This window comes from Pseudomonas sp. MWU13-2100 (assembly GCF_023242365.1).
Classification (GTDB): domain Bacteria; phylum Pseudomonadota; class Gammaproteobacteria; order Pseudomonadales; family Pseudomonadaceae; genus Aquipseudomonas.
Map to the genome: position 1 here is coordinate 119092 of NZ_JALLIX010000014.1, position 19924 is coordinate 139015.

At 62.3% G+C, this 19924-nt stretch carries 16 protein-coding genes and 3 pseudogenes; 11 read left to right on the plus strand and 8 right to left on the minus strand.

Features of this window, described 5'->3' with window-relative positions; all coding sequences use genetic code 11:
- Positions 1–42 precede the first annotated feature (42 nt).
- The 9 genes from nuoG to yegQ all read left to right on the plus strand — a co-directional run bounded on the left by nuoG (position 43) and on the right by yegQ (position 11562).
- A complete protein-coding gene (gene nuoG, locus M5B99_RS12565; RefSeq protein WP_248804306.1) occupies positions 43–2757 on the plus strand; it encodes an NADH-quinone oxidoreductase subunit NuoG in 2715 nt (904 codons plus the stop codon).
- A complete protein-coding gene (gene nuoH, locus M5B99_RS12570) occupies positions 2754–3761 on the plus strand; it encodes an NADH-quinone oxidoreductase subunit NuoH (RefSeq protein ID WP_248804307.1) in 1008 nt (335 codons plus the stop codon). Before nuoG ends, nuoH begins: the two co-directional genes overlap by 4 nt.
- 11 nt (positions 3762–3772) lie before the next feature.
- The gene (nuoI, locus tag M5B99_RS12575; protein WP_032627864.1) at positions 3773–4321 is read left to right on the plus strand and encodes an NADH-quinone oxidoreductase subunit NuoI; all 549 of its coding nucleotides are present in this window, start codon (positions 3773–3775) and stop codon (positions 4319–4321) included.
- 9 nt (positions 4322–4330) lie between these two features.
- Positions 4331–4831 (plus strand): NADH-quinone oxidoreductase subunit J, encoded by a 501-nt coding sequence (nuoJ, locus tag M5B99_RS12580; protein WP_248804308.1) that lies wholly within the window; start codon positions 4331–4333, stop codon positions 4829–4831.
- Between the two features lie 3 nt (positions 4832–4834).
- Positions 4835–5143, plus strand: coding sequence for an NADH-quinone oxidoreductase subunit NuoK (nuoK, locus tag M5B99_RS12585; protein WP_100940069.1), 309 nt, complete (start codon positions 4835–4837; stop codon positions 5141–5143).
- Positions 5140–6993: an NADH-quinone oxidoreductase subunit L gene (nuoL, locus tag M5B99_RS12590; RefSeq protein ID WP_248804309.1), complete on the plus strand. Its 1854-nt coding sequence runs from the start codon at positions 5140–5142 to the stop codon at positions 6991–6993. Before nuoK ends, nuoL begins: the two co-directional genes overlap by 4 nt.
- 40 nt (positions 6994–7033) lie before the next feature.
- Positions 7034–8566, plus strand: coding sequence for an NADH-quinone oxidoreductase subunit M (nuoM, locus tag M5B99_RS12595; protein WP_248804310.1), 1533 nt, complete (start codon positions 7034–7036; stop codon positions 8564–8566).
- 7 nt (positions 8567–8573) lie between these two features.
- The gene (gene nuoN / locus M5B99_RS12600) at positions 8574–10037 is read left to right on the plus strand and encodes an NADH-quinone oxidoreductase subunit NuoN (protein WP_248804311.1); all 1464 of its coding nucleotides are present in this window, start codon (positions 8574–8576) and stop codon (positions 10035–10037) included.
- Positions 10038–10227: 190 nt separating this feature from the next.
- Positions 10228–11562: a tRNA 5-hydroxyuridine modification protein YegQ gene (gene yegQ, locus M5B99_RS12605; protein ID WP_248804312.1), complete on the plus strand. Its 1335-nt coding sequence runs from the start codon at positions 10228–10230 to the stop codon at positions 11560–11562.
- 181 nt (positions 11563–11743) lie between these two features.
- Here the strand turns inward: yegQ and M5B99_RS30220 are convergent, their stop codons facing one another.
- The 8 genes and pseudogenes from M5B99_RS30220 to M5B99_RS12635 form a co-directional block, all read right to left on the minus strand.
- On the minus strand, positions 11744–12565 hold the full coding sequence (locus M5B99_RS30220; protein WP_412548727.1) for a methyl-accepting chemotaxis protein: 822 nt from the start codon (positions 12563–12565) through the stop codon (positions 11744–11746).
- Positions 12566–12601: 36 nt separating this feature from the next.
- Positions 12602–13426 (minus strand): annotated as a pseudogene (locus M5B99_RS30225) (cache domain-containing protein); the annotation flags it as partial.
- A 210-nt stretch (positions 13427–13636) separates the two neighbouring features.
- Positions 13637–14458, minus strand: a complete 822-nt coding sequence (locus M5B99_RS30230) for a methyl-accepting chemotaxis protein (protein WP_412548728.1) — start codon at positions 14456–14458, stop codon at positions 13637–13639.
- Between the two features lie 36 nt (positions 14459–14494).
- Positions 14495–15319 (minus strand): annotated as a pseudogene (locus M5B99_RS30235) (cache domain-containing protein); the annotation flags it as partial.
- 392 nt (positions 15320–15711) lie between these two features.
- Positions 15712–17025, minus strand: coding sequence for a sensor histidine kinase (locus M5B99_RS12620; RefSeq protein ID WP_248804315.1), 1314 nt, complete (start codon positions 17023–17025; stop codon positions 15712–15714).
- The gene (locus tag M5B99_RS12625) at positions 17022–17690 is read right to left on the minus strand and encodes a response regulator transcription factor (RefSeq protein ID WP_248804316.1); all 669 of its coding nucleotides are present in this window, start codon (positions 17688–17690) and stop codon (positions 17022–17024) included. The genes M5B99_RS12620 and M5B99_RS12625 overlap by 4 nt, the downstream gene beginning before the upstream one ends.
- A complete protein-coding gene (locus tag M5B99_RS12630) occupies positions 17690–17998 on the minus strand; it encodes a PepSY domain-containing protein (RefSeq protein WP_248804317.1) in 309 nt (102 codons plus the stop codon). Before M5B99_RS12630 ends, M5B99_RS12625 begins: the two co-directional genes overlap by 1 nt.
- Positions 17998–18099: pseudogene (locus tag M5B99_RS12635) on the minus strand (peptidase); the annotation flags it as partial. The gene M5B99_RS12630 and the pseudogene M5B99_RS12635, both read right to left, overlap by 1 nt.
- A 185-nt stretch (positions 18100–18284) precedes the next feature.
- Here M5B99_RS12635 and M5B99_RS12640 point away from each other — a divergent pair.
- Both M5B99_RS12640 and queD read left to right on the plus strand, forming a co-directional pair.
- Positions 18285–19364 (plus strand): patatin-like phospholipase family protein, encoded by a 1080-nt coding sequence (locus tag M5B99_RS12640; protein ID WP_248804318.1) that lies wholly within the window; start codon positions 18285–18287, stop codon positions 19362–19364.
- 84 nt (positions 19365–19448) lie between these two features.
- Complete coding sequence (gene queD / locus M5B99_RS12645) at positions 19449–19805, plus strand: 6-carboxytetrahydropterin synthase QueD (protein ID WP_248804319.1); 357 nt, start codon at positions 19449–19451, stop codon at positions 19803–19805.
- Positions 19806–19924 lie beyond the last annotated feature (119 nt).

Consider the following 19924-nt stretch of genomic DNA (forward strand, 5'->3'; position numbering starts at 1 on the left):
TAGCCACGCCCGCAGACGCGGGCCAACGAAGAACTTTGAACCATGGCCACTATCCACGTAGACGGCAAAGCGCTCGAAGTCGATGGGGCAGACAACCTGTTACAGGCGTGTCTGTCGCTAGGCCTCGACATCCCTTATTTCTGCTGGCACCCCGCGCTCGGTAGCGTCGGTGCCTGTCGCCAGTGCGCGGTCAAGCAGTTCAACGACGAGAACGACAAGCGTGGTCGTATCGTCATGTCCTGCATGACCCCGGCTTCCGACGGCAGCTGGATCTCCATCGATGACGAGGAAGCCAAAGTCTTTCGCGCCAGCGTCGTCGAATGGCTGATGACCAACCACCCGCACGACTGCCCGGTCTGCGAGGAAGGCGGTCACTGCCACCTGCAAGACATGACTGTGATGACCGGCCACAACGAGCGTCGTTATCGCTTCACCAAGCGCACCCACCAGAACCAGCAACTGGGCCCGTTCATTTCCCACGAAATGAACCGCTGCATCGCCTGCTATCGCTGCGTGCGCTTCTACAAGGACTACGCCGGCGGTACCGACCTCGGTGTGTTCGGTGCCCACGACAACGTGTACTTCGGTCGCGTCGAAGACGGCACCCTGGAAAGCGAATTCTCCGGCAACCTCACCGAGGTCTGCCCGACCGGTGTGTTCACCGACAAGACCCACTCCGAGCGCTACAACCGCAAGTGGGACATGCAGTTCTCGCCGAGCATCTGCCATGGCTGCTCCAGCGGTTGCAACATCAGCCCGGGCGAGCGCTACGGCGAGCTGCGTCGGATCGAAAACCGCTTCAACGGTTCGGTCAACCAGTACTTCCTCTGCGACCGTGGCCGTTTCGGCTATGGCTACGTCAACCGCGAAGATCGCCCACGCCAGCCGCTGCTGGCCAACGGCGCCAAGCTGAGCCTGGACGAAGCCCTGGATAAAGCCGCCGAGCTGCTGCGCGGCCGCAATATCGTCGGTATCGGTTCGCCCCGCGCCAGCCTGGAAAGCAACTTCGCCCTGTGCGAGCTGGTCGGTGCCGAGCACTTCTACTCGGGTATCGAAGCCGCCGAGCTGGAACGCATCCGCCTGGTCCTGCAAGTACTGAACGACAGCCCGCTGCCGGTTCCGAACATGCGCGACATCGAAGACCACGACGCCGTGTTCGTTCTCGGTGAAGACCTGACCCAGACTGCCGCGCGCATGGCCCTGGCCCTGCGCCAATCGGTCAAGGGCAAGGCCGAGGACATGGCCGAGGCCATGCGCGTCCAGCCTTGGCTCGATGCCGCGGTGAAGAACATCGGCCAGCACGCGCTGAACCCGCTGTTTATCGCCAGCCTGGCTGAAACCAAGCTCGACGATATCGCCGAAGAGTGCGTGCACGCCGCGCCCGACGACCTGGCGCGCATCGGTTTCGCCGTGGCCCACGCCCTCGACGCCAGCGCCCCGGCTGTCGAAGGCCTGGACGCTGAAGCCCAAGCCCTGGCCCAACGCATCGCCGACGCCCTGCTGGCGGCCAAGCGCCCACTGATCATCGCCGGTACCTCCCTGGGTTCCAAGGCGCTGATCGAAGCCGCGGCCAACATCGCCAAGGCCTTGAAGCTGCGCGAGAAGAACGGTTCCATCAGCCTGATCGTGCCGGAAGCCAACAGCCTCGGCCTGGCCATGTTCGGCGGCGAGTCCCTGGACGCCGCCCTGCAAGCGGTGATCGACGGCAAGGCCGACGCCATCGTCGTGCTGGAAAACGATCTGTACACCCGCACCGACAAGGCCAAGGTCGACGCCGCGCTGAACGCCGCGAAAGTAGTGATCGTTGCCGACCATCAGAAAACCGCCACCAGCGACCGCGCCCACCTGGTCCTGCCAGCGGCCAGCTTCGCCGAAGGCGACGGCACCCTGGTCAGTCAGGAAGGCCGCGCCCAGCGCTTCTTCCAGGTCTTCGATCCGAAGTACCTCGATGCCAGCATCCTGGTCCACGAAGGCTGGCGCTGGCTGCACGCCCTGCGCGCAACCCTGCTCAACCAGCCGATCGACTGGACCCAACTGGACCACGTCACCGCCGCCTGCGCTGCGAGCACGCCGCAACTGGCGCGCATCGTCGACGCCGCGCCTTCCGCCGCGTTCCGCATCAAGGGCATGAAACTGGCCCGCGAACCGCTGCGCTACTCCGGCCGGACCGCCATGCGCGCCAATATCAGCGTGCACGAACCGCGTACCTCCCAGGACGTCGACACCGCCTTCGCCTTCTCCATGGAAGGTTACTCGGGCTCCGTCGAACCGCGCCAACAGGTGCCGTTCGCCTGGTCGCCGGGCTGGAACTCGCCACAGGCCTGGAACAAGTTCCAGGACGAAGTCGGTGGTCATATCCGCGCTGGCGACCCGGGCACCCGCCTGATCGAAAGCCAGGGCGACTCGCTGAACTGGTTCGCCAATGTCCCACGCGCCTTCAACCCGGCCCAGGGCACCTGGCAAGTGGTGCCGTTCTTCCACCTGTTCGGCAGCGAGGAAACCTCCTCGAAAGCCGCACCGGTACAAGAGCGCATCCCGGCCGCCTACGTGTCCCTGGCCAAGTCCGAAGCCGATCGCCTGGGCGTCAACGACGGCGCCCTGCTCAGCCTGAACGTTGCCGGCACCACCCTGCGTCTGCCGCTGCGCATCAACGAAGAGCTGGGTGCCGGCCTGGTGGCCTTGCCGGCCGGCCTGGCGGGCATTCCTCCGGCGATTTTCGGCAAATCCGTTGACGGTCTGCAGGAGGCAGCTCAATGACCTGGTTCACCCCTGAAGTGATCGACGTGATCCTCTCGGTCGTCAAGGCCATCGTGGTGCTGCTGGCCGTGGTGGTCTGCGGCGCCTTGCTGAGCTTCGTCGAACGTCGCCTGCTGGGCTGGTGGCAGGACCGCTACGGTCCGAACCGCGTCGGCCCGTTCGGCATGTTCCAGATCGCCGCCGACATGTTGAAGATGTTCTTCAAGGAAGACTGGACCCCACCGTTTGCCGACAAGGTGATCTTCACCCTGGCACCGGTGGTGGCCATGAGCGCCCTGCTGATCGCCTTCGCCATCATCCCGATCACCCCGACCTGGGGTGTCGCGGACCTGAACATCGGCCTGCTGTTCTTCTTCGCCATGGCCGGCCTGTCGGTCTACGCGGTGTTGTTCGCCGGTTGGTCGAGCGCCAACAAGTACGCCCTGCTCGGTAGCTTGCGTGCCTCGGCGCAGACCGTGTCCTATGAAGTGTTCATGGGCCTGTCGCTGATGGGCATCGTGATCCAGGTCGGCTCGTTCAACATGCGCGACATCGTCGACTACCAGGCCCAACACCTGTGGTTCGTGATTCCGCAGATCTTCGGCTTCCTGACCTTCTTCATCGCCGGCGTGGCCGTGACTCACCGTCACCCCTTCGACCAGCCGGAAGCGGAACAGGAACTGGCCGACGGTTACCACATTGAATATGCCGGCATGAAGTGGGGCATGTTCTTCGTGGGCGAGTACATCGGCATCATCCTGATCTCGGCGTTGCTGGTCACTCTGTTCTTCGGTGGCTGGCACGGTCCGTTCGGCATCCTGCCGCAACTGTCGTTCATCTGGTTCGCCCTGAAGACCGGGTTCTTCATCATGCTGTTCATCCTGCTGCGCGCTTCGATTCCGCGCCCACGCTATGACCAGGTGATGGATTTCAGCTGGAAATTCTGCCTGCCGCTGACCCTGATCAACATGCTGGTGACCGCTGCGATTGTGTTGTTGAACACGCCTGCGGGCGCGGTTCAGTGAGGATTTGACCCATGTTCAAATATATTGGCGACATCGTTAAGGGTACCGGTACCCAGTTGCGAAGCCTGGTGATGGTTTTCGGCCATGGCTTCCGCAAACGCGACACCCTGCAATACCCGGAAGAAGCGGTGTACCTGCCGCCGCGTTATCGCGGTCGCATCGTGCTGACCCGCGACCCCGACGGCGAAGAGCGCTGCGTGGCCTGCAACCTGTGCGCCGTGGCGTGCCCGGTGGGTTGCATCTCGCTGCAGAAAGCCGAAACCGACGACGGTCGTTGGTACCCGGAGTTCTTCCGCATCAACTTCTCGCGCTGCATTTTCTGCGGCCTCTGCGAGGAAGCCTGCCCGACCACCGCGATCCAGCTGACACCGGATTTCGAGATGGCCGAGTTCAAACGTCAGGACCTGGTGTACGAGAAAGAAGATCTGCTGATCTCCGGCCCCGGCAAGAACCCTGATTACAACTTCTATCGTGTTGCAGGGATGGCCGTTGCCGGGAAGCCGAAAGGCGCTGCCCAGAACGAAGCCGAGCCGATCAACGTGAAGAGCTTGCTGCCTTAAGGAAGAACGATGGAATTCGCTTTCTATTTCGCATCGGGTGTCGCTGTTCTGTCCACGCTGCGCGTGATCACCAACACCAACCCTGTGCATGCCCTGCTCTACCTGATTATCTCGTTGATCGCCGTGGCGATGACCTTCTTCAGCCTCGGGGCGCCGTTTGCCGGCGCCCTGGAAGTGATCGCCTACGCCGGTGCCATCATGGTGCTGTTCGTGTTCGTGGTGATGATGCTGAACCTCGGGCCGGCCTCGGTACTGCAAGAGCGCGACTGGCTCAAGCCGGGGATCTGGATCGGTCCGGTGATCCTCTGCGCCCTGCTGCTGGTCGAACTGCTCTATGTGCTGTTCAGCCACAGCAGCGGCGTGGGTATCGGTCAAACCACCGTGGGCGCCAAGGCCGTGGGCATCAGCCTGTTCGGTCCGTACCTGCTGGTGGTCGAACTCGCCTCGATGCTGCTGCTCGCCGCAGCCATCACGGCATTCCACTTGGGCCGCAACGAGGCGAAGGAGTAATTCATGCCTGCTATCCCTCTTGAACATGGCCTGGCTGTCGCCGGCATCCTGTTCAGCCTCGGCCTGATCGGCCTGATGGTCCGCCGTAACATCCTCTTCGTGTTGATGAGCCTGGAGGTGATGATGAACGCCGCCGCCCTGGCCTTCATCGTCGCGGGCTCCCGTTGGGCGCAGCCGGATGGACAGATCATGTTCATCCTGGTGATCAGCCTGGCAGCCGCCGAGGCCAGTATCGGCCTGGCGATCCTGCTGCAACTGTATCGCCGCTTCCACACGCTCGATATCGACGCTGCCAGTGAGATGCGCGGATGAACATGATCTTTCTGACTTTCGTATTCCCCCTGCTCGGTTTCCTGCTGCTGTCGTTCTCCCGTGGACGCCTCTCGGAAAACCTCTCGGCCCTGATCGGGGTCGGCTCCATTGGCCTGTCGGCCATCGTCGCCGCCTATGTGATCTGGCAATTCAACGTCGCGCCGCCCGAGGGTGGCCACTACACCCTGGTGCTGTGGCAGTGGATGTCGGTGGAAGGCTTTGCCCCCAACTTCGCCCTGTACATCGACGGCCTGTCGATCACCATGCTCGGCGTGGTGGTCGGCGTAGGTTTCCTGATCCACCTGTTCGCCTCCTGGTACATGCGCGGTGAAGACGGATACTCGCGCTTCTTCGCCTACACCAACCTGTTTATCGCCAGCATGCTGTTCCTGGTCCTGGGCGATAACCTGTTGTTCCTGTACCTCGGCTGGGAAGGCGTGGGCCTGTGCTCCTACCTGTTGATCGGTTTCTACTACAGCAACCGCAACAACGGTAACGCCGCCCTCAAGGCCTTTATCGTCACCCGTATCGGCGACGTGTTCATGGCCATCGGCCTGTTCATCCTGTTCACCCAGCTGGGCACGCTGAATATCCAGGAGCTGCTGGTCAAGGCGCCGGAGCACTTCAAGGTCGGCGACTTCTGGATCGTCCTGGCGACCCTGATGCTGCTCGGCGGCGCGGTCGGTAAATCCGCGCAACTGCCGCTGCAGACCTGGCTGGCGGACGCGATGGCCGGTCCGACCCCGGTTTCGGCACTGATTCACGCCGCGACCATGGTCACCGCCGGCGTCTACCTGATCGCCCGTACCCACGGTCTGTTCAGCCTGGCGCCGGATATCCTGCATCTGGTGGGCATCGTCGGTGGCGTGACCCTGGTCCTGGCCGGCTTTGCCGCCCTGGTGCAGACCGACATCAAACGGATCCTCGCCTACTCGACCATGAGCCAGATCGGCTACATGTTCCTGGCCCTGGGCGTCGGTGCCTGGGAAGGCGCGATCTTCCACCTGATGACCCACGCCTTCTTCAAGGCCCTGCTGTTCCTCGCGTCCGGTGCGGTGATCGTTGCCTGCCACCACGAGCAGAACATCTTCAAGATGGGCGGCCTGTGGAAGAAACTGCCGTTGGCCTACACCAGCTTCATCGTCGGTGGTGCCGCCCTGTCCGCCCTGCCGATCATCACCGCCGGTTTCTACTCCAAGGACGAAATCCTTTGGGAAGCCTTCGCCAGCGGTAACCACAATCTGCTCTATGCAGGCCTGGTCGGCGCGTTCATGACCTCGCTGTACACCTTCCGCCTGATCTTCATCACCTTCCACGGTGAAGCCAAGACCGAGGCCCACGCCGGCCACGGGATCGCCCACTGGCTGCCACTGGGTGTGCTGATCGTGCTGTCGACCTTCGTCGGTGCCTGGATTCATCCGCCACTGGCTGGCGTCCTGCCGGAAAGCGCCGGACATGCCGGCGGCGAAGCCAAGCACAGCCTGGAAATCACCTCGGGCGCCATCGCCCTGGCCGGTATCCTGCTGGCCGCGGTGCTGTTCCTCGGCAAGCGTCGCTTCGTCACGGCGGTCGCCAACAGCGGCATCGGTCGTTTCCTTTCAGCCTGGTGGTTCGCCGCCTGGGGCTTCGACTGGATCTACGACAAGCTGTTCGTCAAGCCTTACCTGGCGATCAGTCATCTGCTGCGCAAAGACCCGCTCGACCAGACCATCGGCCTGATCCCGCGTCTGGCCAAAGGCGGTCACAACGCCCTGAGCCGTACCGAGACCGGTCAGCTGCGCTGGTATGCCGCGTCGATCGCCGCCGGAGCCGTCGTGGTGCTGGGCGCCATTGTGCTGGTAGCGGTCTGACTATGAACCTTGCGACATTGCGAAAGGAATTGAGCCCGTCATGATTCTGCCTTGGCTAATCCTGATCCCCTTTATCGGTGGCCTGCTGTGCTGGCTGGGTGAGCGTTTCAGCGCCACCCTCCCGCGCTGGATTGCGCTGCTGACCATGTCCCTCGAACTCGCCCTCGGCCTCTGGCTGTGGGCCCACGGGGATTTCCATCTGGCCCCGGCGCCTGGCGCCGATCCGACCTTCGCGCTTGAGTTCAAGCACGTCTGGATCCAGCGCTTCGGCATCAACGTGCACCTGGCCCTCGACGGCCTGTCGCTGCTGATGATCCTGCTGACCGGCCTGCTGGGTATCCTCTCGGTACTCTGCTCGTGGAAAGAGATCCAGCATCGCGTGGGCTTCTTCCACCTGAACCTGATGTGGATCCTGGGCGGTGTCATCGGCGTGTTCCTCGCCCTCGACCTGTTCATGTTCTTCTTCTTCTGGGAAATGATGCTGGTGCCGATGTACTTCCTCATCGCGCTCTGGGGTCATAGTTCTTCGGACGGCAAGAAAACCCGGATCTACGCGGCGACCAAGTTCTTCATCTTCACCCAGGCTTCCGGCCTGATCATGTTGGTGGCGATCCTCGGTCTGGTGCTGGTCAACTTCAACAACACCGGTGTAATGACCTTCAACTACACCGACCTGTTGAAAACCAAGATGTCGCTGACCACCGAGTACATCCTGATGCTCGGTTTCTTCATCGCCTTCGCGGTGAAGCTGCCAGTGGTGCCGTTCCACTCCTGGCTGCCGGACGCCCACGCCCAGGCGCCGACCGCCGGTTCCGTGGACCTGGCCGGTATCTTGCTGAAAACCGCTGCCTACGGTCTGTTGCGTTTCGCCCTGCCGCTGTTCCCGAATGCCTCGGCCGAGTTCGCGCCGATTGCCATGACCCTGGGTCTGATCGGGATCTTCTACGGTGCGTTCCTGGCCTTCGCGCAAACCGACATCAAGCGCCTGATCGCCTTCTCCAGCGTTTCGCACATGGGCTTCGTGCTGATCGGGATCTACTCCGGCAGCCAGCAGGCCCTGCAAGGCGCGGTGATCCAGATGCTCGCCCACGGCCTGTCGGCGGCGGCACTCTTTATCCTCAGCGGCCAGCTCTACGAGCGCACCCACACCCGCGACATGCGTGAGATGGGTGGCCTGTGGTCGAAGATTGCCTATCTGCCGGCCATCAGCCTGTTCTTCGCAGCCGCGTCCCTGGGCCTGCCGGGTACCGGCAACTTCGTCGGCGAGTTCCTGATCCTGATCGGTACCTTCGTCGCGGCACCGTGGATTACCGCGATCGCCACCTCGGGCCTGGTGTTCGGTTCGGTCTACTCGCTGATCATGATTCACCGTGCCTACTTCGGCCCGTCCAAATCCGATGCCGTGTTGCACGGCATGGATGGCCGCGAACTGATCATGGTGCTGGGACTGGCGGTGCTGCTGATCTACATCGGTGTGTACCCGCAGCCGTTCCTCGATACTTCCGCCGCCACCATGCATGGTGTGCAGCAGTGGATCGGCACCGCCTTCACTCAACTCGCTTCGGCCCGGTAAGAGCGCTATGGACCTGACGACTCAACACTTTATTGCGCTTGCACCGCTGCTGATCACCAGTCTCACCATTATCGTGGTGATGCTGGCGATCGCCTGGCGCCGCAACCACTCACAGACCTTCCTGCTCTCGGTGGCCGGTCTCAACCTGGCGCTGCTGTCGATCATTCCGGCGCTGAAAGTCGCGCCGCTGGCCGTAACAGCGCTGATCCAGATCGACGACTTCGCCTGCCTGTACATGGCGCTGATCCTGGTCGCCACCCTGGCCTGCGTCACCCTCGCCCATGCCTACCTAGGCGATGGCGGCGATGGCTACCCGGGCAACCGTGAAGAACTCTACCTGCTGATCCTGATGGCCGCCGCCGGCGGCCTGGTCCTGGTCAGCGCGCAGCACCTGGCCAGCCTGTTCATCGGCCTGGAACTGCTCTCGGTACCGGTCTACGGCCTGGTGGCTTATGCCTTCTTCAACAAGCGTTCGCTGGAAGCCGGCATCAAGTACATGGTGCTGTCCGCCGCGGGCTCGGCCTTCCTGCTGTTCGGCATGGCCTTGCTCTATGCCGAAGCCGGCACCCTGAGCTTCACCGGTATCGGTCACGCCCTGGCGGCTACCGGCCTGCCAAGCCCGATCGCCCAACTGGGCCTGGGCATGATGTTGGTCGGCCTGGCGTTCAAGCTGTCGCTGGTACCGTTCCACCTGTGGACCCCGGACGTATATGAAGGCGCACCGGCGCCGGTGGCGGCGTTCCTCGCCACTGCCAGCAAGGTCGCGGTGTTCGCCGTGATGATCCGCCTGTTCCAGATCTCTCCGGTGGCCAGTAGTGGCGTCCTGAGCAATGTGCTGGCGGTGATCGCCATCGCCTCGATCCTGGTGGGTAACCTGCTGGCGCTGACCCAGAACAACCTCAAGCGTCTGCTCGGTTATTCGTCCATCGCCCACTTCGGCTACCTGCTGATCGCCCTGGTGGCGAGCAAGGGCATGGCCGTGGAAGCCATGGGCGTGTACCTGGTCACCTACGTGATCACCAGCCTCGGCGCGTTCGGCGTGATCACCCTGATGTCCTCGCCTTACAAGGGCCGTGACGCGGATGCCCTGTACGAGTACCGCGGCCTGTTCTGGCGCCGTCCGTACCTGACCGCGGTACTGACCGTGATGATGCTGTCGCTGGCCGGTATCCCGCTGACCGCCGGCTTTATCGGCAAGTTCTACATCATCGCGACCGGTGTCGAGTCCCATCACTGGTGGCTGATCGGTTCGCTGGTGCTGGGCAGTGCCATCGGCGTGTTCTACTACCTGCGCGTGATGGTCACCCTGTACCTGATCGAACCGAACCTGCGTCGGGTCGATGCCCAACTGCACTGGGAACAGCAGGCTGGCGGCGTGATGCTGCTGGCGATCGCGGTACTGGCCTTCTTCCTCGGCCTGTACCCGCAACCGCTGCTGGAACTGGTGCAACACGCGATACTGGCGAGCTAAACAGTCGCCAGCTGTACCCGACACCCCGCCCGAGGCAACTCCGGCGGGGTGTTTTGTTTTCAAGGTCCGAGGACACCTTGTAGCAGCCGGCAAGCCGGCTATCTACAGGGAGTGATGCCGAATAGACCCAGATCAATAACCCCGGACTCCGAATGCCTTAACCTCGCGACCTTTTGCGAACGATCCGACCATGGCCCTCCCCTCCCCCGAACTGCTGGCCCCCGCCGGCACCCTGAAGAACATGCGCTACGCCTTCGCCTATGGCGCCGATGCGGTCTACGCCGGCCAGCCGCGCTACAGCCTGCGGGTGCGCAACAACGAATTCGACCATGCCAACCTGGCACTCGGCATCCAGGAAGCCCAGGCCCAGGGCAAGCGCTTCTACGTGGTGGTGAACATCGCCCCGCACAATGCCAAGCTCAAGACCTTTCTCAAGGACCTGGCGCCGGTGATCGCCATGGCCCCGGATGCGCTGATCATGTCCGACCCCGGGCTGATCATGCTGGTGCGCGAGCATTTCCCGCAGATGCCGATCCACCTGTCGGTGCAGGCCAATACGGTGAACTGGGCCAGCGTGCGCTTCTGGCAGCAACTGGGGCTGAGCCGGATCATCCTCTCCCGGGAACTGTCCCTGGAGGAGATCGGCGAGATCCGCGAGCAGGTGCCGGACATGGAGCTGGAGGTGTTCGTCCACGGGGCGCTGTGCATGGCCTATTCCGGGCGCTGCCTGCTCTCCGGGTACATGAACCGCCGCGATGCCAACCAGGGCAGCTGCACCAATGCCTGCCGCTGGCAGTACAAGGCACAGCCGGCCACGGAAAACCTGCTGGGCGAGATTGTCCAGGCGTTCGATCCCGTCGAACCGACCCTCGGTCTCGGGGCGCCGACCGAGCAGGTGTTCCTGCTCCAGGAAGCCCAGCGACCGGATGAGTCGATGCCGGCCTTCGAGGACGAGCACGGCACCTACATCATGAACGCCAAGGACCTGCGCGCCGTGCAGCATGTCGAGCGATTGACGGGCATGGGCGTGCATTCGCTGAAGATCGAAGGTCGGACCAAATCGCATTTCTACTGTGCGCGAACGACCCAGGTCTATCGCCGGGCGATTGATGATGCCGTGGCCGGGCGGGCGTTTGATCGCAGCCTGATGCATGACCTCGAGTCATTGGCCCAGCGCGGGTACACCGAAGGTTTCCTGCGTCGGCATGTGCATGACGAGTATCAGAACTACCTGCACGGCAGCTCGGTCTCGGAGCGCCAGCAGTTTGTCGGGGAATTGACGGGGGAACGGCGCGAGGGGCTGGCGCAGGTCAAGGTGAAGAACCGCTTTGGGCTGGGTGATCATCTGGAGCTGATGACGCCCGCGGGTAATCTGCATTTCGATCTGGATGAGCTGCGCAATGAGCGTGGCGAGCGGATCACGGTGGCCCCCGGGGATGGGCACACGGTGTACCTGCCGGTACCGGATGAGGTGGAGTTGCGGTTCGGGTTGTTGATGCGGGATGTCACGACCGGCGAACAATAAACTGTGGATGGCAAGCAAGCCCTGATACCCCCCAGTTAAAGCCGGACACGGTCCCTGTGGGAGCGGTGCTTGCCCGCGAAGCTTTTGGCGGTAGGACCCCTTCGCGGGCAAGCACCGCTCCCACAGTATCTGTGCCGTACGCAGGAATTGCATCAGACACAAAACTGTAGGGGCTGGCCTGTTAGATCCGGAACTGCCCCACCAGCTTGCCCAGGCTCTGTCCCAACTCCGCCAGGCTGCGGGAGGTCTGCGCACTGCGCTGGGTTTCATCGGCCACGCTGTCCACCGCCGAGGCGATCTGGTGCACGCTGCGGTTGATCTCCTCGGCCACTGCGGTCTGCTCGTCGGCGGCGCTGGCGATCTGCGCGTTCATCGTGTTGATGGTGCCGATCAACTGCGCCATGGTATCCAGCGACGCACCAGCCTCGTTGGCCCGGTCCGAAGTGCCGTCGCCGGCGTCGCTGGAACGGCGCATGGCCTCCACCGCCACCTGCGTCCCTGTTTGCAGGCGGTCGATCATGCCCTGGATTTCCTGGGTGCTCTGCTGGGTCCGGCTGGCCAGCGCCCGCACTTCATCGGCCACCACCGCAAAGCCACGCCCCGCCTCACCCGCCCGTGCGGCCTCGATCGCGGCGTTGAGGGCCAACAGGTTGGTCTGCTCGGCAATGGAACGAATCACCCCGAGCACACTGACAATCGAGGTCACATCCTGCTGCAAGCTATCCAGGGTGGTACCGCTATGGCGGATATCCTTCACCAGCGCATGGATCTGCTGGATACTGCCGTCAACCACGCGCTTGGCGGTCTTGCCCTCGGCATCGGTCTGCTGCGCGGCGATCGCCGCCCCTTGCGCGCCACGCGCCACTTCCTGGGCCGCCGAGGACATCTGGTTGATCGCCGTGGCCACCTGGTCGGTTTCGTGCCGTTGACGCTCCATCGCCTGTTCCGAACGCTGGGCCTGGTCGCTGACCTGGCCGACCAGGGTGGTCAGTTGCACGGTCATTTCGCTGATCTGTCGCACCAGCCCATGGATCTTGTCGACAAAGCGGTTGAAGGAACCGGCCAACTGCCCCAGTTCGTCGTCGCTGGTGATCGCCAGGCGCCGTGTCAGGTCACCCTCCCCCGCCGCGATATCGTCCAGGCTGAGTTTCATCAGCAGCAACGGCCGCAGAATGCCATTGCCCATCAGTGCCCCGATGACCGCGATCACCAGCAACACCACCAGCGCGATCCCGAAGATACTCAGGATCACCCCTTCCATACGCTGATGGACCTTGGTCTCGACCTCCGCGACCTGAGCCTCGATGCCGTCAAGGTTGACGAAGGTGCCGATGGCCATATCCCACTTCGGCAGGAATTCGGTGTAGGCGATCTTGGGCACCAGCACCTGTTCGTTGGTGGCCAGCGATGCGCTGTATCTGAGGAAATGGCTACCGTCCTTGGCCACCCGGACCAGCTCGCGAGTGAAATAGACGCCATTCTGGTCATGCGCATCGTTGAAATTCTTGCCGACACCCTCGGGGTTGTCACTCTTGAACACCCGCACGATCTGCGAGTCAGTGCCGAAAAAGTAACCGTCCTTGCCATACTTGATACTCGACAGCAGTTTCACCGCCTGCGCCCGCGCCGCCATATCGCCGGGAGCCGACGCATCATAGAGCGGCTTGATTGCGGTGATCGCCAGGCTGACGTAATTCTGCAAGGTCACCTTGGCCTCCGACAGTAGACGCTGACGGGTTGCCTCCACCTCATCCTTGGCCTGACTCTGCAAGATCCAAACCATGGTCAGGCTGATCACCAGGGCGCAGAGCAATACCGGCAGTACCGCGAGGGACACGACTTTGGTCTTCAGGCTCAGACGCATAATGGTTCTCTCTTATAGGAATGGACGGTTAACGGGTTAGCGGCTTGCGGCCACCAACGTTGAGCTTAGCGGCTGTCTGGCGCAGGCCTGACAGGTATCGGGCGCCTGGACGGGCGCTATCGCCGGCAAGCCAGCTCCCACAGTATCCTCGTCGTGCGCAAAAATTGCGTCAGGCACCACGATGTGGGAGCCCGCTTGCTGACGATGCTTTTAAATCCGGAACTGCCCCACCAGCTTGCCCAGGCTCTGTCCCAACTCCGCCAGGCTGCGGGAGGTCTGCGCACTGCGCTGGGTTTCATCGGCCACGCTGTCCACCGCCGAGGCGATCTGGTGCACACTGCGGTTGATCTCCTCGGCCACTGCGGTCTGCTCTTCGGCGGCACTGGCGATCTGCGCATTCATCGCATTGATGGTACCGATCAACTGCGCCATGGTATCCAGCGACGCACCGGCCTCGTTGGCCCGGTCCGAAGTGCCGTCGCCGGCGTCGCTGGAACGGCGCATGGCTTCCACCGCCACCTGCGTCCCTGTTTGCAGGCGGTCGATCATGCCCTGGATTTCCTGGGTGCTCTGCTGGGTCCGGCTGGCCAGCGCCCGCACTTCATCGGCCACCACCGCAAAGCCACGCCCCGCCTCACCCGCCCGTGCGGCCTCGATCGCGGCGTTGAGGGCCAACAGGTTGGTCTGCTCGGCAATGGAACGAATCACCCCGAGCACACTGACAATCGAGGTCACATCCTGCTGCAAGCTATCCAGGGTGGTACCGCTATGGCGGATATCCTTCACCAGCGCATGGATCTGCTGGATGCTGCCGTCGACCACGCGCTTGGCGGTCTTGCCCTCGGCATCGGTCTGCTGCGCGGCGACCGCCGCTCCTTGCGCGCCACGCGCCACTTCCTGGGCCGCCGAGGACATCTGGTTGATCGCCGTGGCCACCTGGTCGGTTTCGTGCCGTTGACGCTCCATCGCCTGTTCCGAACGCTGGGCCTGGTCGCTGACCTGGCCGACCAGGGTGGTCAGTTGCACGGTCATTTCGCTGATCTGTCGCACCAGCCCATGGATCTTGTCGACAAAGCGGTTGAAGGAACCGGCCAACTGCCCCAGTTCGTCGTCGCTGGTGATCGCCAGGCGCCGTGTCAGGTCGCCCTCGCCGGCGGCGATATCGTCCAGGCTGAGCTTCATCAGTTGCAGAGGTCGCAAAATGGCATTGGCCATCAATATCCCGAGGATCGCGATCGCCAGCAATACCAGCGCGGTGATCCCGAGGATACTCAGGATCACCCCTTCCATACGCTGATGGACCTTGGTCTCCAGCTCCGCAACCTGGGCATCGATGCCATCGAGGTTGACGAAGGTGCCGATGGCCATATCCCACTTGGGCAGGTATTCGGTGTAACCGATCTTGGGCACCAGCACCTGTTCGTTGGTGGCCAGCGATGCGCTGTATTTCAGGAAATGGGTACCGTCCTTGGCGACCTGCACCAGGTCGCGGTTGACGTAGACACCATTCGGGTCGCGGGCATCCTTGAAGCTCTTGCCGACACCCTCGGGGTTGTCACTCTTGAACACCCGTACGATCTGCGAGTCGTAACCGAAAAAGTAACCGTCCTTGCCATACTTGATGCTCGACAGCAGCTTCACCACCTGGGCGCGGGCCGCCATATCGCCCGGGGCCGCAGCGTCGTAGAGCGGTTTGATCGCGGTCATCACCTGGGTGACGTAATTCTGCAAAGTCACCTTGGCTTCCGAGAGCAAACGCTGATGGGTCTCTTCCACTTCATCCCTGGCCTGATTGCGCAACATCCAGACCGTGGTAAGACTGATCACCAGGGCGCAGAGTAATACCGGCAGTACTGCGAGGGACACGACTTTCGCCTTCAGGCTCAGACCCATGATGGTGCTCTCTTATAGGAATAGGCGCTCAACAGGTTAACGGCTGGGGACGGCCAAAGTTGAGCATAGTGGCTATTGATACACGCAAATGATGCACTACGGATATCAGCCCATTACGGGTTGACGTTATTCTCCCTGCGCACCAGCTCGCAATGACCGTGTAGCGGCCACGATCTATCAAAAAACCCTATAATTTTCAGTGAAATAGGCACCCATCGGAGGTTTTTTACTTATCTTTGACCAGGCGATAAAATAAAAAAATAACGACGTTAGGCGTCCTATCTTCTGTCGCCACCGATCAAGGATGTCACCTCATGTCGCTCAGACAGCTTTCCATTCAGTGAAAGGACGAGCTGTTCGCCGGCCTGATCGAGCAGCTCCGCGTCCAGGCACTAGCGGCGTGGCACGTCGACGGTCACTAACAGTCCGCCCAGCGGGCTGTTCGACAAACGCAGATCGCCGCCCCAGGCCTCGACGATATCGCGCACGATCCCCAGGCCCAGACCATGCCCGCGGGTCTGTTCGTCCAAGCGGGTACCGCGGCTGAAGACTTCCGCCCGGCTCTGCTCCGGGATACCCGGACCATCGTCCTCGATCTCCAGGCGATAGCCCGCCGAGACCTCGACAATACTCAAACGCACCTGCGCATCGGCCCACTTACAGGCGTTGTCCAGCAGGTTGCCGAGCAGTTCCAGCAAATCCTCACGATCCCAGGGCAACTGCAAGCCGGACACAACCTCGTGGTGCAGGTACAGGTGCTCGCCATGGATCATGCGCAGGGTCGAGAACAGCGCCGGCAGTTCCGCATCGCAATCGAAGGCCGCGCCAGGCAAGGTGTCCCCCGCCAGCCTGGCACGCCCCAGCTCCCGTTCCAGGCGTTGCTGGATCTGCTCCAGCTGTTCACGCAAGGTCTGGCGCAGCAGCGGGTGGGCGTCCAGTTCCGCACTGGAAGTCAGGCTCAGCATGACCGCCAGAGGCGTCTTGAGCGCGTGACCGAGATTACCCAGGGCGTTACGCGAACGTTTGAGGCTGCCCTCGGTGTGGGCCAGCAGGCGGTTGATCTGCGACACCAGCGGCTCCAGCTCCACCGGCACCTGGGTGTCGAGTTGCGAGCGTTGTCCTTGTTGCAACTGGGCAATCTGCTTGCGGGCGTTCTCCAGCGGGCGCAAGGCCCGGCGCACGGTGACCCGCTGCAACAGCAGAATCACGAGTAACGCGGTCAGGCCGATACCCAGGCCAATGCGCTGCATCAACTGGAAACTGCGGCGGACCGGAGTGTAGTCCTGGGCCACGCTGATGCTGATCGACTGCCCCAGGCGCCGATAGTCCGAACGCAGCACCAACAGCATCTGCCCTTCCGGCCCCAGTTGCAGGTTGGCGTGCAGTCCGGCCTTTTCGACGCTGGGCAGTTCCTGGTCCCAGAGCGAACGCGAGCGCCAGTGTTGATCGGCGAAATCGATCCGAAAGTAGTGTCCGGAAAAAGGCCGCTGATAGGCCGGCGACAAACGTCGCTCATCCAGTTTCAGCCCCTGCGGAGTGCGTACCAGCGCCACCAGCAGGCTCTCGCTGTCAGCGTGCAGTCCATCTTCCAGATAGCGCTGCAAACCCAGCTCGAACAGCCAGAGACTGGTCGGCGCCACCACCAGTCCGGCGACGAGCAATACACTGATCAGTCCCAGGCTCAGGCGGCGCTGAATCGACTTCACCGGGCCGCGCCACCAAAGCGATAACCCTGGCCCCGGCGGGTTTCAATCACGCCGCGCCCGAGCTTGCGCCGCAGGTGATTGACATGAACCTCCAGCACATTGGAGTCGCGTTCGGTTTCGCCGTCGTAGAGATGCTCGGCCAGATGGCTTTTCGAGAGAATCTGTTCCGGGTGCAGCATAAAGTAACGCAACAGCCTGAACTCGGCAGCCGTGAGCTGGACATCGCCATTCTCGCGGCTGACGCACTGGCGCCCTTCGTCCAGGTGCAGGCCGGCGGCCTTCAGGGTCGGCTGGTTGGCCTGGCCACGAGCCCGACGCAACAACGACTGGACCCGCAACTGCAACTCCTGCGGGTGAAACGGTTTGGTCAGGTAATCGTCGGCACCGGCCTGGAGCCCTTCGATACGTTCGGCCCAGGAACCGCGCGCGGTGAGGATCAGTACCGGCACCGCGAGGCTGTCGGCGCGCCATTTGTGCAACACCTCGAGCCCCGGCAAGCCCGGCAGGCCAAGATCGAGAATGATCAGGTCATAGGGCTCGACCGCTCCCTGGAAGAGCGCATCGCGTCCATCGGCCAGCCAGTCGACGGCATAACCCTGTCGGGTCAGGCTGGCCAACAACTCGTCCGCCAAGGGAACATGGTCTTCCACCAACAACAACCGCATCAATCGTCTTCCTTGTCTTTTAATAAACGACCACTGCTGGCATCCAGTTCGATATCCCGAACGACACCGGCACGGGTCAACAGCTCGACGTCATAGACATAGACGTCATGCCGGCTCACCAGTTCGGCTTCCAGCAGCTTGGCCCCGGGATAGTGGCTCAAGGCTCGCCGCAACAGTTGCTCCAGTGGCATGATGACGCCCTGGCGACGCAGGCGCAGGGCTTCGTCCTGGTTCAGGTCATTGGCCGAAACCGTGGAGCAAAAGATCGCGAACCCGAGCAGGGTGCAGGCATGCAGATTCAACGTCATTAACTGTCCTGATGGTCCTTGAGAACCTGCCCGCCGATGCCGTCCGATTCAACCTCCCACTCAACTCCCTGAGCGTCGCGCAGTTCTATCTGATAAGTGAAGTCGCCGCGTTGCTGGTTCCGTGCTACTTCGGCTGATCTGTCAGCTTCGCAGGGTAAATGCCGCAACTTAATCAAAACTGAATTTTTCAGAGCGCGACCAGCCTGGAGGCTGGCTTTTGCGGGACAACCTCCATCGCCGCTGGCGAGCTGCCTTATAATCAGTGTCCCGGTAGAACGAGGCCTGTATGACTGCCATCCATATCAAGTTTCCCGCCTTGACCCTCAAGGCCGGCAGGCGGACCCTGCAACGCATTCGCGAACAGGGCTTGAAAGCCGCCGACGTTGGTACCTTGCCCGGTGCGGCAGGCGGTCCCAAGGCCCTCGGTATACAGGGGCTGGACCTGGCCCTGTTCGGAGAGTGGCTGCCGGCCAGTCCGCGGGAACGCTCGCTGATCGGCGCCTCCATCGGTGCCTGGCGCTTCGCCAGTGCCTGCCTGCCCAACGCTGCCGAGGGCATCACGCGGTTGGGCCAGCTCTACAACGAACAGAGCTTCGCCAAGGGCGTGACCATGGCCCAGGTCAGCGAGAGCTGCCGGCGCATGCTCCATGACCTGCTCGATGGCCGCGACGCGTCGATCCTGACGAACAGCCACTATCGCCTGAACGTGGTGATCGTGAAGAGTCATGGGCTGCTTGCCCATGATCATCGGGGCCGCCTCGGTCTTGGTTTGTCGTCGGTCATTGCCGACAACCTGGTCAATCGCTCGCGCTTGTCACGGCATTTCGAACGGGTCATCTTGCATGATCCGCGACGGGGCCCTCCCCTGCAGGCGCTCAATGACTTTCCGTCACGCTGCCTGCCCCTGGCCGCGGACAATCTGCGCCAGGGCCTGCTGGCCTCCGGCTCGATTCCGATGGTGATGGAAGGCGTGCGCGATATCGCCGGGGTTGGCGCCGGCACCTACCGTGATGGCGGACTGCTGGACTATCACCTCGACCTGCCCTACTGCGGTGATGATGTGGTGCTGTATCCGCATTTCACCGACAAGGTCATCCCCGGCTGGTTCGACAAGACCCTGCCCTGGCGCCGGGGTAATCCGGACCGGTTGCAGGACGTGTTGCTACTGGCGCCCTCGCGGGAATACCTGGCCCGCCTGCCGCACGGCAAACTGCCTGATCGTAACGACTTCAAGCGTTACATGGGCGACGACAAGGGCCGCCAGGCCTATTGGCGCAAGGCGATGGAGCAGAGCCGGCGCCTGGGCGACGAGTTTCTCGAACTGGTCGACAATGGCCGCCTGGGTGAGCGCCTGCTGGCGCTTTGAGGCACTTGCCGCTGCGCAAGCTGTTAAACTGCCGCCCTGCATTCATCGGCTGCGCGCTGGCCACTCTTCAGAGCTGACATTACCGTGGAAATCTTCAAAGAGTTTACGTTCGAATCCGCCCACAAACTGCCCCACGTACCGGACGGCCATAAATGTGGTCGCCTGCATGGTCACTCGTTCAAGGTGGCGATTCATCTGAGCGGCGAGATGGATCCGCATACCGGTTGGATCCGTGACTTCTCGGAGATCAAGACGATCTTCAAGCCGCTGTACGAGCGTCTGGACCATAACTACCTGAATGATATTCCCGGCCTTGAAAACCCCACCAGCGAGAACCTGGCGAAGTGGATCTGGCAGGAGCTGAAGCCGTTGCTGCCCGAGCTGTCGGCGATTCGCATCCACGAGACCTGCACCAGTGGCTGTATCTATCGCGGGGAGTGAATCGCGCTTATAAAAAAACCACCTGCAGAGGTGGTTTTTTATGTCCAGGGTTTGAGTCCTGTAGCGACTGTTCAGCCGCTACAGAAGGCGGACCCGGCGCCAGACATTTGCGCAGCGCA